The 14714-nt window shown below is 50.8% G+C and carries 14 protein-coding genes; 8 read left to right on the top strand and 6 right to left on the bottom strand.

The annotated features are described in order from the left end of the window. The first annotated feature begins 6 nt into the window (after nucleotides 1–6). Nucleotides 7–1605, top strand: coding sequence for an Ig-like domain-containing protein (locus HZ996_04350; GenBank protein QTN38405.1), 1599 nt, complete (start codon nucleotides 7–9; stop codon nucleotides 1603–1605). Beyond that, complete coding sequence (locus tag HZ996_04345; protein ID QTN38404.1) at nucleotides 1602–2021, top strand: hypothetical protein; 420 nt, start codon at nucleotides 1602–1604, stop codon at nucleotides 2019–2021. The genes HZ996_04350 and HZ996_04345 overlap by 4 nt, the downstream gene beginning before the upstream one ends. A gap of 31 nt (nucleotides 2022–2052) precedes the next feature. Here the strand turns inward: HZ996_04345 and HZ996_04340 are convergent, their stop codons facing one another. After that, on the bottom strand, nucleotides 2053–2847 hold the full coding sequence (locus HZ996_04340; protein QTN38403.1) for an amidohydrolase: 795 nt from the start codon (nucleotides 2845–2847) through the stop codon (nucleotides 2053–2055). After that, the gene (locus tag HZ996_04335; GenBank protein QTN38402.1) at nucleotides 2847–4004 is read right to left on the bottom strand and encodes an aminotransferase class I/II-fold pyridoxal phosphate-dependent enzyme; all 1158 of its coding nucleotides are present in this window, start codon (nucleotides 4002–4004) and stop codon (nucleotides 2847–2849) included. Before HZ996_04335 ends, HZ996_04340 begins: the two co-directional genes overlap by 1 nt. Nucleotides 4005–4048: 44 nt before the next feature. On the opposite strand from HZ996_04335, the gene HZ996_04330 reads away from it, so the two are divergent. Further along, nucleotides 4049–5008: a threonine/serine dehydratase gene (locus HZ996_04330; GenBank protein QTN38401.1), complete on the top strand. Its 960-nt coding sequence runs from the start codon at nucleotides 4049–4051 to the stop codon at nucleotides 5006–5008. Here HZ996_04330 and HZ996_04325 read toward each other — a convergent pair. Genes HZ996_04325 through HZ996_04315 form a run of 3 tightly spaced genes read right to left on the bottom strand, consistent with a single transcriptional unit; the run spans nucleotide 4998 to nucleotide 8554 of the window. Continuing rightward, on the bottom strand, nucleotides 4998–5744 hold the full coding sequence (locus tag HZ996_04325) for a succinate dehydrogenase/fumarate reductase iron-sulfur subunit (protein QTN38400.1): 747 nt from the start codon (nucleotides 5742–5744) through the stop codon (nucleotides 4998–5000). The genes HZ996_04330 and HZ996_04325 overlap by 11 nt on opposite strands. A 20-nt stretch (nucleotides 5745–5764) precedes the next feature. Next, nucleotides 5765–7765, bottom strand: coding sequence for a fumarate reductase/succinate dehydrogenase flavoprotein subunit (locus HZ996_04320; protein ID QTN38399.1), 2001 nt, complete (start codon nucleotides 7763–7765; stop codon nucleotides 5765–5767). Nucleotides 7766–7783: 18 nt separating this feature from the next. Next, nucleotides 7784–8554 (bottom strand): succinate dehydrogenase cytochrome b subunit, encoded by a 771-nt coding sequence (locus HZ996_04315; GenBank protein ID QTN38398.1) that lies wholly within the window; start codon nucleotides 8552–8554, stop codon nucleotides 7784–7786. Nucleotides 8555–8735: 181 nt separating this feature from the next. Here HZ996_04315 and HZ996_04310 point away from each other — a divergent pair, with 181 nt between their 5' ends. Both HZ996_04310 and HZ996_04305 read left to right on the top strand, forming a co-directional pair. Then, entirely contained in the window at nucleotides 8736–10025 is a 1290-nt protein-coding gene (locus tag HZ996_04310; GenBank protein QTN38397.1) for an aminopeptidase P N-terminal domain-containing protein, read from the top strand. A 3-nt stretch (nucleotides 10026–10028) separates the two neighbouring features. Next, nucleotides 10029–10847 (top strand): alpha/beta hydrolase, encoded by an 819-nt coding sequence (locus HZ996_04305; protein ID QTN38396.1) that lies wholly within the window; start codon nucleotides 10029–10031, stop codon nucleotides 10845–10847. 132 nt (nucleotides 10848–10979) lie between these two features. Here HZ996_04305 and thiL read toward each other — a convergent pair whose 3' ends face one another. Then, nucleotides 10980–12038, bottom strand: coding sequence for a thiamine-phosphate kinase (gene thiL, locus HZ996_04300; protein QTN39999.1), 1059 nt, complete (start codon nucleotides 12036–12038; stop codon nucleotides 10980–10982). 101 nt (nucleotides 12039–12139) lie between these two features. On the opposite strand from thiL, the gene HZ996_04295 reads away from it, so the two are divergent. From HZ996_04295 to sufC, 3 genes are read left to right on the top strand one after another with little or no spacing between them, the layout of a single operon-like run. After that, nucleotides 12140–12469 (top strand): iron-sulfur cluster assembly accessory protein, encoded by a 330-nt coding sequence (locus HZ996_04295; GenBank protein ID QTN38395.1) that lies wholly within the window; start codon nucleotides 12140–12142, stop codon nucleotides 12467–12469. Nucleotides 12470–12487: 18 nt separating this feature from the next. Continuing rightward, on the top strand, nucleotides 12488–13930 hold the full coding sequence (gene sufB, locus HZ996_04290; GenBank protein QTN38394.1) for a Fe-S cluster assembly protein SufB: 1443 nt from the start codon (nucleotides 12488–12490) through the stop codon (nucleotides 13928–13930). Between the two features lie 23 nt (nucleotides 13931–13953). Beyond that, a complete protein-coding gene (gene sufC / locus HZ996_04285) occupies nucleotides 13954–14712 on the top strand; it encodes a Fe-S cluster assembly ATPase SufC (protein ID QTN38393.1) in 759 nt (252 codons plus the stop codon). Nucleotides 14713–14714 lie beyond the last annotated feature (2 nt).

Genomic DNA, 14714 nt, shown 5'->3' with positions numbered 1-14714 from the left:
GACACCGTGAAACGCGTCCTTATATATATAGTCGCCATTTTTACCTTTTCCTGTGCGCAGCCAGGAAGTCCCTCAGGTGGTCCGAAGGATCTCGATCCACCAGAAGCTTTTGAAGCCCAGCCTCCACTCGGAAGCGTTCAATTCTCTGCGAAAAAAATCACGGTTCCTTTCAATGAATACATCCAACTGAATGGGTTGAATCAGCAATTGCTGATATCCCCGCCCATGAAGGAACAACCGGACATCTACTTGAAGAAAAAATCACTGGTCATCGAGTTTCAAGAAGACTTGAGGAGCAACACCACATACACCTTGAACTTTGGAGAATCCATTGTTGACCTCACAGAAGGAAACCCGACCAATTTCAAGTACGTTTTCTCCACCGGGACCTTTATCGATTCATTGGTGTTCCAAGGAGAAGTGAAGAATGCCTACACGGGAAAGCCTGTTGAAGGTGCCTTGGTCATGCTGTACGGTGGTTTGGACACAGTGAGCATCCCACGGGATTCTCTGCCCGTACTACGACGTCCTGATTATGCCACTAGGACGGATGCCGCCGGCCTATTCACCTTGGACTACCTACGACACGACACCTATAAACTCTTCACCCTGGTCGACGGAAATCGCAACTACTTGTACGATCTGCCCAACGAAGAAATCGCCTATCTCCCAGAGACCATTAGTCCTAGTGATTCCGGCCGTATTACCCTGCGCAGCTTTGTCCCTAGTGATCGCCCCGCATTTCTAAAGGCTCGGCAGAAAACAGCCATTAGCATTGAATTCTACACGGTCGGTGGTGAACGACCGACGGTCACACCTTTACCCATTAACCCGCTCGACACCTTTTTCACCGTGCCCTTGCGCCCCGACACCCTGCTCGGTTTCTTGAGACCGGATCACGGATACGATAGCCTTTTGTTCGCCGTACAATTGGATACAGTTATCGATACCGCAAAAATCACCTGGAAAGAACGCGAGCTGCCCGAAACGCCTTGGAAATTATTGCCGAGCACAGGCACGTGGAATACCTTCGACACCTTGACAGTATACAACAGTCTACCTATTAATTACTTCAATCCAGAGGTCATTGAAATGACCGCCGACAGCATTGAACAAGAACTGACTTGGGCACAAACCGACGCCTTCCGTTACCAGGCCTATGTCGAACGTGCATACGGCACCGTTTATCAAGTGGAAGTGCTTCCCAACGCCGCCGGGACCGTGAGGGATTCCATCCAAGACACCCTTACGGCCACCCTAACCTATCCACGGGTCGATGAACTCGGTATCCTCATTGTCCAGTGGACCACTTCATCGAGTCACCCTTATATTCTCGATTTGCTCTCGGAGAAAAATGAACTGCTCGCGCGAAGAACGCATCCGGCCGTGGAGGCCGAGACTAAAGAAATCAGTACTTTTCGGGACCTTCCGCCCGGACAGTTTCGATTGAGGATGATTGAAGATCGAAACCAAAACGGAAGATGGGATCCTGGAGACTACTGGACGCAAGTTTTTAGCGAGCGGGTGTTCTACAGTGAGACCACCCTCGAGGTCCGTGCGAATTGGGAATTGGAATACGAATTAAACCTGAAATTAGAAGAATGAAAAGAGTCATCGTACTGATGGTGTTGTGCTTTGCCACAACGGCTACGTTTGCCCAGAAGAAAGGAAAAGTGGACCGCAGTGAGTCCAAAGAATCAGAAGCTATTGAATACCTTGTTGTCCGAGGCATAGAGATCAATGGAGCGGAGATGGGTAGTTTTTCACAGGAAGAAATGAGTGACCCTCGATACCAGGAAAAAATGTCCATGATCATGTTCGAGGAAGTGCAGTATCGGTTCACGATTGTCGGAGATCCTCGAAACCTCGACTCTGGAGTTGGCGAGGGGATTGAAGGGGCTCGCGACCCTATGGAAGCCCTAAATGCCGCAGGCGATATGGGCTGGGAACTGGAGTCCTCATACGCGGCCGTTCGCAATGGCGTTACCGCGCACTACTACATCTTAGCCAAAGAGAAATAATTTCTGGCCCTACGGGCCGATGCCCATCTACCTAGCCGATCGCAAATCGATCTTGGTCCGGTAAAAACGGCAAGCGTTCTCGAACCCGCGTCAGGTCTTCACGACTCACGGCGTGGGTTTTTTCGTTTTCCTCACCCGGTTCAAAAGTGACCAAGGTATCGCCCATGGTATCAATCAAGGCAGAATCTCCGCGATACGGAACGTCTTTTCCATCGGGCCCTACCCGATTCACGCCCACCACATAGCACTGATTCTCGATGGCTCGGGCTACCAGCAATTGACGCCAAGCGCTTGAGCGCCGTTCAGGCCAATTCGCCACGTAGAGCAAAACGTCGTAATCTGGACCCGCCGCAGCGTCCCAGCCGTTTCGCGCCCATACTGGGAATCGAAGATCATAGCAAATCAAGGGACAAAATTTCCATCCGCGAAATTCAACGATGAGCCGCTCCTCTCCGGCCTCAAAATGCGCCTGTTCGTTGGCCATCGTAAATAGGTGGCGTTTGTCGTACTCCTCGTAGGTGCCATCCGGATTCATCCAAACCAATCGGTTGTACAGACCCCCCTCTTCGCGAACTAGAAAGCTTCCTGTCACCGCAGCATCGAGCCGTGCTGCGTGGCTGGCCATCCATTTAAAAGTCGGGCCGTCCACATCCTCTGCGAGCGGGCCTGCCGTCATACTGAAGCCCGTTGTAAACATTTCGGGCAACACTACCACATCCGTCTCCAGTGGCAAAGCCTCCAGCTTGGCCCCGAGTGCCGTTCTATTGGCTTCAGGGTCTTCCCATATGAGCGCTGATTGAATCAGTGAAATATTCAAATCTCCCATCACAAGGCTTTTAATTTATTCAAGGCTTCCATCAGGGTTTCGTCCTTCTTGGCAAAACACAAACGCACCACTTGTTGCCCTGCTGGTTGTGTGTGATAAAACACGCTTACCGGAATGGCCGCAACACCCACCTCTTTGGTCAGCCACTCACAAAACGTCACATCATCCAGATCGCTAATCGCCGAATAATCCACGGCCTGATAATAGCTTCCCGAACTCGGTAAAAAGCTGAATTTACTCGACTCCAATTCCTTTAAAAACAGATCTCTCTTAGCCTCATAGTACGCGGAAATTCCGGTCCAATGAGTCGGATCTTGAAGCCAATGCGCCAGCCCTACCTGCGTTGGCCGATGCACCGTAAACGTCACATACTGATGCACTTTTCTGATTTCCTTATTCAGCGCCTGCGGCGCGATGGAATAGCCCACCTTCCACCCCGTTGCGTGAAAGGTTTTCCCGAAGCTGAACACCGCTATCGATCGTGCCCGTAACTCCGGGTCAGCCAATACGGACCGATGCGGCTCGCCGTCGAAAACAATGTGCTCGTATACCTCATCACTCAATACGATCAAGTTGTAGCGCTCCACCAATTTTTTCAGCTCTCCCATATCCGCTTCGCTCCAGGTCGTTCCCGTTGGGTTATGCGGATTGTTGATGACAATCATTCGGGTCTTGTGGGACACCTGAGCGCGAACCTCGTCCCAATCAATGGCAAACTCCGGGGCCTTAAGGGCAATGTACTTGGGCACCCCTCCGGCCAGCTCGACCGTCGGAGCGTAGCAATCATAAGCGGGTGTAAAAAGTATGACCTCTTCCCCTTCCCGGACAAAGGCCGTAATCGCATTGAAAATAGCCTGCGTCGCCCCTGCAGTAATCGTGATTTCACCATCGGGATCCACCTCAATTCCGTAGTCGTGTTTGTACTTGGCACTGAGGGCCTCTCGCAACGCTGGCAAGCCGGGCATTGGAGCATACTGATTCTCTCCGTCGTGTAGCGCTTGGGCTACAGCATCTAGGAGACCTTGGTCCACCGGAAAATCCGGATATCCCTGCGAAAGGTTGATGGCGTTGTATTCCGCTGCCATGGCCGACATTGTGGCAAAAATGGTCGTTCCTACGTTGGGTAGTTTCGAACGCAAATCTGGAAAATCATTCATGCCCTTAAGATAGTTTTTCCTCCATAGTTCTTAGCTTGGTCCTCATGGAATACACCCCGACCATTTCCGCCTCTGATATCGAAAAAGCCCACGAGGCCATCGGCCCTAAAATTCACTGCACACCGGTGTTGACTTCTTCAGCACTCAATCAGATGACCGAAGCTGAACTCTTCTTCAAGTGCGAGAATTTCCAAAAAATCGGGGCTTTCAAGGCCCGAGGAGCCACCTACTTTACGGATAGCCTGAGTGATGAAGAACGAGCCGCGGGGCTTTGTACCCACAGCTCCGGAAATCACGGCCAGGCCGTCGCGTGGGCCGCACAACAATACGGCGTTCCTGCCTATATCGTGATGCCCTCCAATGCCCCAGAGGTCAAGAAAAGAGCGGTGAAGGGATACGGTGCAGAGGTCATTGAATGCCCCCCTACCCTTCAGGCCCGAGAGTCCTATTTGGCCGAGGTTCAAAAGCGAACCGGAGCCTACTTCCTACACCCTTTTGATGATCCTCGAACCATCACCGGACAAGCGACTTGCGCCAAGGAGCTCATTGAAGAGGTGTCCGACTTGGATTACATCATCCCCCCGGTAGGCGGCGGAGGCCTGGCCGCTGGAACTTGCCTGAGCGCCCACTACTGGTCTCCGGACACCAGCGTCCTCGGAGGGGAACCTATTGGGGCCGATGATGCTTACCGAAGCTTAAAGGCCGGGGAGATCATTCCGTTGGACGAGGCTCATACTATTGCCGATGGCCTGCGCACATCCTTGGGCGAGCACACCTTTGCCGTGCTTCACCCCTTGCTAGAGCGCATCGTGTTGGTGACCGACGTGGAGATCCTCGAGGCCATGCGCCTGATCTGGGAACGGATGAAGATCATTATTGAGCCGAGTTGCGCCGTTCCGCTGGCGGTGGTCAAAAAAGAACCCGACACATTTCGTGGGAAACGCGTCGGGCTTATTCTAACGGGAGGTAATGTAGACCTCGATTCGTGGTCGTTTAATCCGTAACGGCGGCCACTAGGTACTCGCGATTCATGCGAGCTATGTTTTCGAGGCTGATACCTTTTGGACATTCTACTTCGCAAGCACCCGTATTGGTACAGTTTCCGAAGCCTTCCAAGTCCATTTGCTTCACCATGTTCAAGACGCGGTCCGATGCCTCCACTTTACCTTGTGGCAAAAGCGACAACTGAGAGACTTTCGCACTGGTGAACAGCATCGCCGACCCATTCTTACAGGTCGCTACGCAGGCTCCACAACCAATACAAGTAGCTGCATCAAAGGCCTTATCTGCGTCTTCTTTTGGAATTGGAATAGCATTCGCGTCCAAGGTATTTCCACTGGTGTTCACACTGACAAAACCACCCGCTTGGATGATTCGATCAAACGAAGAGCGGTCGGTCATCAAGTCCTTAATCACTGGGAACGCAGCTGAACGCCATGGCTCAATATAGATGGTATCACCATCGTTGAAAGAGCGCATGTGCAACTGGCAGGTGGTGATTCCACGACCAGGTCCGTGCGCTTCTCCATTGATGAACATGGAACAGGCACCGCAGATTCCCTCACGACAATCGTGATCAAAAGCCACAGGCTCTTTTCCGCTCTCTACGAGCTGCTCGTTCAATACGTCCATCATTTCGAGGAAAGACTGATCTGGAGAAATTCCGCTCAGTTTGTGCTCCTCCATTCGGCCCTTATCGTTAGGACCGTTCTGACGCCATACTTGAAGTGTAAGATTCATATCTGGTGTTTTTCCAATTCTTATTTGTAGCTACGTGTCTTCAACTCAACATTCTCGAACACGAGCTCTTCTTTGTGCAGGTTCGGCTCACTTGGATTTCCTGAATACTCCCAAGCAGAGACATAAGCGAACTCATCGTCGCGACGCAAGGCCTCTCCTTCTTCCGTTTGGTACTCCTCGCGGAAGTGACCTCCTGCAGACTCTTCGCGGTCTAGGGCATCGTGACACATCAATTCACCCAATTCCAAGAAATCAGCAACGCGAAGGGCCTTTTCCAATTCAGGATTCAAGCCTTCGGCTGAACCAGGAATGCGCACCTCAGCGTAGAACTCATCGCGCAAAGCTTGGATGTCTTTGATGGCTTGTTCTAAGCCTTCTTTGTTCCGCGCCATTCCACACTCGTTCCACATAATTTTTCCGAGGCGCTTGTGGAAATGATCAACCGTCTTGGTTCCGTTATTGTTGACCAAGCGGTCGATTTGTCCTTGAACGTTTTTCTCGGCTTCGTCGAATTCTGGGCTATCCGTGGAGATCGGTCCCGTACGGATATCATCAGCGAGAAACTCACCGATGGTGTAGGGAAGTACGAAGTATCCATCCGCCAGTCCTTGCATCAAGGCAGAGGCTCCGAGGCGGTTGGCTCCGTGATCGGAGAAGTTGGCTTCTCCAGTGGCGTACAATCCTGGAACCGTAGTCATCAGGTTGTAGTCACACCATACACCTCCCATGGTATAGTGAACCGCTGGATAGATTTTCATCGGTGTTTCGTACGGGTTATCATCGGTAATCTTCTCATACATCTGGAAGAGGTTACCGTACTTCGCCGCAACGATTTCTTTTCCGAGTTTGCGCACCTCATCATCGGATGGGTTGTGCATACCGCGAACATGGGCCTCCGTGCTTCCGTAACGCATGATGGCATCACTAAAGTCCAAGAATACCGCTTCGCCTGTTTGATTTACTCCGTAACCAGCATCACAGCGCTCCTTGGCTGCTCGCGAGGCTACATCTCGAGGCACTAGGTTACCAAAGCTCGGGTAACGACGCTCCAAGTAGTAATCTCTTCGATCTTCTGGAATATCAGTTGGCTTAAGCGAGCCTTCTCGCACGGCTTTAGCATCGTCGGCATCTGCCGGTACCCAAATTCGACCATCGTTCCGTAGGGACTCCGACATCAAGGTCAACTTCGACTGATTGTCTCCAGAAACCGGAATACAGGTCGGGTGAATTTGTGTGTAGCATGGATTGGCAAAAGCCGCTCCTTTCTTATGTGCTTTCCAAGCCGCGGTCACGTTGGACCCCATGGCGTTGGTCGACAAGAAGAAAACGTTTCCATAACCACCAGAGGCCAAGACTACGGCGTGCGCTGAGTGACGCTCGATCTCTCCAGAGACCAAGTCACGGGCTATGATTCCGCGAGCTTTACCATCGACGATGACCACGTCCAACATTTCGTGACGGCTGTACATCGCCACTTTTCCTTTGGCGATTTGGCGGCTCATCGCGCTGTAAGCGCCCAGCAACAATTGCTGTCCGGTTTGTCCTTTGGCGTAGAACGTACGGCTTACCTGAACCCCACCAAAGGAGCGGTTGTCCAAGAGACCTCCGTATTCGCGGGCAAAAGGAACCCCCTGCGCCACACATTGGTCAATAATATTAGCGGACACCTCTGCCAAGCGGTAAACGTTCGCTTCTCGTGAGCGATAGTCGCCACCTTTAATGGTGTCGTAGAACAATCGGTAGACCGAGTCTCCGTCGTTCTGATAATTCTTTGCTGCGTTGATCCCTCCCTGTGCGGCAATCGAGTGCGCACGGCGAGGAGAGTCTTGGAAACAGAAGGCCTTCACATTGTAGCCCATCTCCGCCAAGGAAGCTGCCGCTGATCCACCAGCCAATCCGGTTCCGATCACGATGACATCGATCAAGCGCTTGTTGGCTGGGTTCACCAGTCGAATATTGTTCTTGTGGATGGTCCACTTATCTGCCAGTGGCCCTTCAGGTATTTTCGCGTCGAGTTTCATATCGTCGGATGCTTCAGATTAAACAAAGAACAAGTAAACCGGGATGAGTCCGAAAAGAACCGGTACTCCTACGGCAAAGGCCGCGCCCACTTTCTTGATGGTCGGTGTGTAGTGCTCGTGGTTGACTCCAATAGACTGGAAAGCGCTCTGTACGCCGTGCCACAAGTGGAAAGCAATAGCGATCATTCCAATCACATAGGCCAAGACAATCCACCACACCTTGAAGGCCTCTACCACCTCTCCGTGGAGATCCTTCATTGCTGGACCCATATCCATTCCGGCCGTATCGAAAACGTGTCCATCACGAACTACTCCAGCTTCAACAGCAACGCTTTCTTTGGTCATAACCCATCCGGATTCGTTGGTCATGTAGGCCATCTCACCGAATTTGTACTCATACCAGAAATCGGCCATGTGAAATACAATGTAAGCCAGCGTAATAATGCCCAAGAAGGCCATGTTGCGGCTACTCCAGTTACTGTTGACCGAAGACTTCTCCATCACGTAGCGATCAGGCCGCGCTGCCCGGTTCTGGCGAGTCAGAAGGATTCCATCCACCGCGTGGAAGAGAATAGAGAAATAAGTCAAGTATGAAAGCAATTTGATCGCCGGGTTCGTGGTCATGAAAACCGCGTATTCATTGAAGGCCAGCTTGCCTTCATATCCGGGGATAAAGAGCTGTAAGTTTCCGGCCAAGTGGCCGATCAAAAACAAACAGAGGAACAGGCCGGTCGCGGCCATCCAATATTTTTTGACTAACGAAGATCCTAGCAATCCAGAGTTACTCATTGGGGTTGGTTTTTAGCACTTTGCACGCAAATGTACGGCGTGACCCTTCGAGATACAAAACATCGGCTTTGTAAAATAGGTTCAAGGCTAATATAGACTGCTTCTAAACGCATACGGAAGGGCTATGGAAATGCGGGGTCAAATTGTAGATTTGTCTTCACTACCTCTGAAAGTAAAGACTATGAAATACGATCCCATCCCATCCAGTCTGTTCGTCAAGAATAGAAAACGCTTCACTGCGCAGATCAAACCCAATGCCGTGGCCATCTTCAATGCCAACGATATCTACCCGACCAATGCGGATGGTACGCGATCGTTCATTCAGCACAGCGACCTCTTCTACTTGAGCGGAGCTGACCAAGAAGAGACCATCTTGGTGCTCTTCCCCGACGCCTACCACGAAAGTCACAGAGAAATTCTGTTCGTGAAGGAAACCAACGAGCACATCGCCATTTGGGAGGGTGAAAAACTCACCAAGGAACGCGCTCGTGAAATCAGCGGCATTCAGAATATTCAGTGGCTCGATCAGTTCGAGACCATTATGAAAACCATCATGTCGGAAGCGACCGTGGTATACCTCAACGGAAACGAACACCTGCGTCAAAGCAACGAAGTGGAAACGCGTGATGACCGCTTCCGCAAGAAGATTCAAGAGCAGTACCCCCTTCACCGATTCGATCGCTCCAACCCCATCATGCATCAAATTCGCGGCGTCAAGCAGGAGGAAGAAACAGCTTTGATGGCGGCTACATGTGCGCTCGACGTACAAGCCTACAAACGCGTAATGAAGTTCGTGAAGCCAGGCGTTATGGAGTACGAAATTGAAGCGGAGTTCGCCCATGAATTTCTGAGTCATCGCTCACGCGGATTTGGCTACGACCCCATCATTGCCAGCGGCGCCAACGCCTGTGTCCTACACTACATTGAGAACAATCAAGAGTGCAAGGATGGCGATCTCCTTTTAATGGATGTCGGTTGTGAATTGGCCAACTACAAGAGCGACATCACCCGTACGATTCCCGTAAATGGGCGATTTACACAGCGACAAAAAGACGTGTACAACGCCGTGCTTCGTGTCCAAAAAGATTCCTTGGACCTACTGCGCCCGGGCAATCAGCTGCACGAATACCACAAAGAAGTCGGTAAACTCATGGAGTCCGAGCTCCTGGGCTTGGGGCTCATTGATAAAACCGATATCAAGAATCAGGACCCCAAATGGCCGGCGTACAAGAAGTACTTCATGCACGGAACCAGCCATTACTTGGGACTGGATGTGCACGATTACGGATTGTGGGATGTGAAAATGGAAGTGGGCAACTGTTTTACCTGCGAACCGGGAATTTACATCCTCGAAGAGGGCATCGGGATCCGCATCGAAGACGATGTGTTGATCACCGAAAATGGCCTGATCAACTTCACGGAAGGAGCCCCGAAAGAGGTCGAAGAAATCGAGGAATACATGAACGCCTAAACCATGGCTGTTTTCCCCACCAGCAGTCACCGCTATCCCCTTGGAGAGGGAGAAGTCTCTTACCTGCGCGCCGATTACGAGGGCTCTGGAACCACCATTTGGATTCACGGATTTCTAGAGCACAGCTTGATGTGGACGCCGCTTTGGGAGAGCCTACGGCTCGATGGCACCCACATCCTCATTGATCTCCCCGGCCACGGAAATACGGATTCCTTTTCCAATACGCACAGCATGGATTTCATGGCGGAGTGCGTGGAATTAGCGCTTCGCGACGCCGAAATCACCGGACCCGTCCGGCTCATTGGTCACTCTATGGGTGGATACACTGCATTGGCCTATGCCGAGCGCTATCCAGAGCGCGTACAGGCGCTGATGCTCTACCACAGCACCGCCTATCCAGACAATGAGGAGAAAAAGGTCCAACGCGACCGCGCCGTCAAGGCCATTGAGGAGGGTCGAGTGATGTTTATCAAGGAGGCCGTTCGCAATCTTTTTGCCGCCGATTTGCGGGAAGAGAAATCCGCAGAGATTGAGCAAGCTACCCAGTGGGCCATTCAAACCGATCCGCGTGGAATTGCAGCGGCCATGAGGGGAATGAGGGATCGTCCCGATCGCCGAGAGCTGTTCACCGCTTCACCCAATGCCTTCGCTGTGGTGGGTATGCTGGATCCGGCTGTAGATGCGCAAAGGGAGGTTTCTTTTCTGGAACAGGAGTCGCGCGTGGAGACCATCATCCTGCCGCAGGCAGGACATATGAGTCATCTAGAAGAAACGGACGCTGCGGTTCAAGCCCTCCAAGATTTTCTGGACAAATCGGCCTAGAAATAGAAAATCCCTCCTGGGGGACAAGAGGGATTTTCAAAACCTAAAACCTAAACCTATGGAATGTCGTAGTCGGTTGACATTCGCATCTATTAACTGATACGTCAACCCAAAGTTCACGGTTAGGTCAAATTATTCTTTTTCTTTCTTGAGAAGGGCATCCCAACCCTGAGCATTCAGCGGATGTGCCTTGCTGTCTTTGCTGATTAAGTAGTACGCTTCTTCCTTGGTCATGTGGCCTACCACAGTGAGATCCGGATTACCTTTGATCTTGTCGAAGTCTTCTTGAGGAACGGTAAACAGCAACTCGTAATCCTCTCCCCCATTCAATACAGGAACGGTCGGATCCAACTGGAACTCATCGCACAATCGCAGCACTCCGGGGTCAATGGGAAATTTATCTTCATACAAGCGAACGCCGAGCCCGCTCTTCCGGGCCAGATGCAAGGCTTCGCTGCTCAATCCGTCGCTTACATCGATCATCGCCGTTGGTTTGACTTCTAATTGTCGCAGCAACTCGGGAATATCTTTCCGCGCTTCGGGCTTTAACTGCCGCTCCAAAACGTATTCGTGGCCTTGAAGGTCCGGTTGCATGTTGGGGTTTTCTTTGAACACGGCCTTTTCGCGCTCAAGCACTTGGAGTCCCATATAAGCGCCCCCCAAATCACCAGAAACCACGAGGAGGTCATTTTCCTGTGCCGTTGATCGCAAGACCACCTCATCCTTCGGAGCAGAGCCAATAGCGGTTATGCTCAAAATGAGACCTGAAGTGCTGGATGTAGTGTCTCCACCCACCAAATCAACCCCATATCGGGTGCAAGCGGCGTGCATTCCGTCGTAGATTTCCTCCAACGCTTCCACTGGAAAGCGATTACTCACCGCAATACCGACCGTCACTTGTTCAGGGACAGCATTCATGGCATAAACGTCACTGAAATTGATGACCATCGACTTGTATCCCAAGTGCTTTAACGGCACGTAGCTCAAATCGAAATGAACCCCTTCCACCAACATATCCGTGGTGACCACTTTGGACTTCTCATCCCCTCCAGAAATGACGGCAGCATCATCCCCGATTCCGTGGACCGAGGTGCTGTTTTGCAAAGGGAAATTTTGGGTCAAATGGTCGATCAATCCAAACTCGCCTAATTCCGACAGTGGAGTGCGTTTTGGGTTTTTGTCTTCAAGCATGCTCATGCGGCAAAAGTAGCCATTTAAACATTGACCTTAGAAAGCGCGTTTGCAGTGTAATTCGTACTTTTGCGGCAGATTTAGATTAATTATAAACAACTATGATTCAAGTCTCTGACACGGCCAAAGACAAGCTGATCCAGCTTATGGCGGAAGAAGGAGGCACTGTGACCGACAGCTACTTGCGCGTCGGGGTTACCAGTGGCGGCTGTTCGGGCTTGTCGTATGAGCTCAAAATCGATAGAGATATGGGCGATGCGGACAAGCTATTTGAAGACAAGGGTATTCGGATCGTGGTCGAGAAGAAAAGCTTCTTGTACCTAGTCGGTACAACGCTCGAATACAGCGGAGGTCTGAACGGCAAAGGATTCTTTTTTAACAATCCGAATGCTTCACGCACCTGTGGTTGCGGTGAAAGCTTCGCGGTCTAAATTGAATTTCGACTCGATATGAGTGACGAAAATAAAGTCTTAGAAGAGGTAACCACCTCGGAATACAAATACGGCTTCTATACCGATATAGAAAACGATGCCATTCCTCCAGGATTGAGCGAGGATGTCATTCGTTTGATTTCATCGAAAAAAGAAGAACCCGAGTGGATGCTGGAATGGCGCCTCAACGCCTTTCGGAAATGGTCCAAAATGAAGGAGCCCAACTGGCAAAAAGTCCAGTATGAGCGCCCGGACTACCAGGCCATCACCTATTATTCCGCACCCAAGAAGAAGGAAGGTCCAGATAGTTTGGAAGAAGTAGATCCCGAATTGCTCAAAACTTTTGAGCGCTTGGGAATTTCTTTGGAAGAGCAAAAGCGTTTGACGGGAGTTGCCGTGGACGTGGTGGTGGATTCCTCATCTGTAGCCACGAGCTTTAAAGAAAAACTGGGTGAGCTTGGAATTATCTTTTGCTCGATGGGTGAAGCCATCAAGGAGCATCCAGAGCTCGTGCGCAAATACTTAGGTACGGTTGTTCCCGTAACGGATAACTTCTTCGCCGCCTTGAACTCGGCTGTATTCTCGGATGGCTCTTTCTGCTACATTCCTAAGGGTGTTCGTTGCCCTATGGAGCTGAGCACCTACTTCCGCATCAACGCGGCGGGTACGGGTCAATTTGAGCGCACCTTGGTCGTGGCTGAAGACAGCAGCTATGTGAGTTACTTGGAAGGGTGTACCGCACCTCAACGGGACGAAAACCAACTACACGCAGCCGTAGTAGAGCTCGTGGCTCTAGACAATGCGGAAATCAAATATTCCACCGTTCAGAACTGGTATCCAGGAGACAAAGACGGAAAAGGTGGGGTCTACAACTTTGTGACCAAGCGCGGAATTTGTCACGAAAATGCAAAAATCAGCTGGACACAAGTGGAAACGGGCTCGGCCGTAACATGGAAGTACCCTTCTTGCATCTTGAAGGGTGATAATTCCATCGGTGAGTTCTATTCCGTTGCGGTGACCAGTAATCGCCAACAGGCGGATACAGGGACCAAGATGATCCACATTGGAAAGAACACCAAGAGTACCATCATCGCCAAAGGTATCTCCGCTGGTCATTCGGACGGTAGTTACCGAGGATTGGTGAAGATCATGAAGAATGCTTCGAATGCCCGGAACTTCTCGCAATGTGACTCACTCCTCATGGGTGACAAATGCGGGGCACATACCTTCCCGTATATCGAAGTCAAAAACGACAGCGCACAAATTGAACACGAGGCCACGACCTCAAAAATCGGTGAAGATCAAATCTTCTACTGCAAGCAGCGCGGACTAGGAGAGGAAGAGGCCATCGCCCTAATTGTGAACGGCTACGTAAAAGAAGTCCTCAACAAACTTCCTATGGAGTTCGCGGTAGAAGCCCAAAAGCTTCTGGAGATCAGCTTGGAAGGAAGCGTTGGTTAATCATTGAAACAGCAAACAAAGTCATGCTTAAAATAGACAACCTCAAAGCCTCAGTTGAAGGCAAAGATATTCTCAAGGGCATCAACCTTGAAGTCCACCCCGGTGAAGTTCACGCCATCATGGGACCTAACGGTAGTGGAAAGTCAACCTTATCCTCCGTTATTGCCGGTCGAGAAGACTATGAAGTGGACGGAGGTTCAGTTCGCTTCTTGAAAGAAGACCTACTTGATATGGAGCCAGAAGAGCGAGCACACCTAGGAGTGTTTCTCTCTTTCCAATACCCGGTTGAAATTCCTGGAGTAACGGTAACCAACTTCATCAAAACAGCCATCAACGAGACGCGTAAAGCGAAAGGATTGGATCCAATGTCTGCCAAAGACATGCTCAAAATGATGCGCGAGAAGATGGAACTCTTGGAGATGGATCGCAAATTCCTGAATCGCTCCTTGAACGAAGGATTTAGCGGTGGAGAAAAGAAGCGTAACGAGATCTTCCAAATGGCCATGCTCGAACCCAAGCTGGCTATCCTTGACGAAACCGACTCAGGGCTGGATATTGATGCTTTGCGTATTGTGGCGAACGGGGTCAACAAACTCAAAAGCCAAGACAACGCCGTTATTGTCATTACACACTACCAGCGCTTACTGAACTACATTGTCCCGGATTTTGTACACGTCTTGATGGACGGTCAAATCGTCAAGTCTGGAGACAAAAGCCTGGCCCTCGAAATTGAGGAGAAAGGGTACGACTGGATCAAACAAGAACTCGCAGAAACCGTTTAAAG

The sequence above is a fragment of the Cryomorphaceae bacterium genome (assembly GCA_017798125.1).
Taxonomy (GTDB): Bacteria; Bacteroidota; Bacteroidia; order Flavobacteriales; family ECT2AJA-044; genus ECT2AJA-044.
The sequence above is the reverse complement of the archived record's forward strand: the minus strand, read 5'-3'. Positions and strand labels throughout refer to the sequence as shown.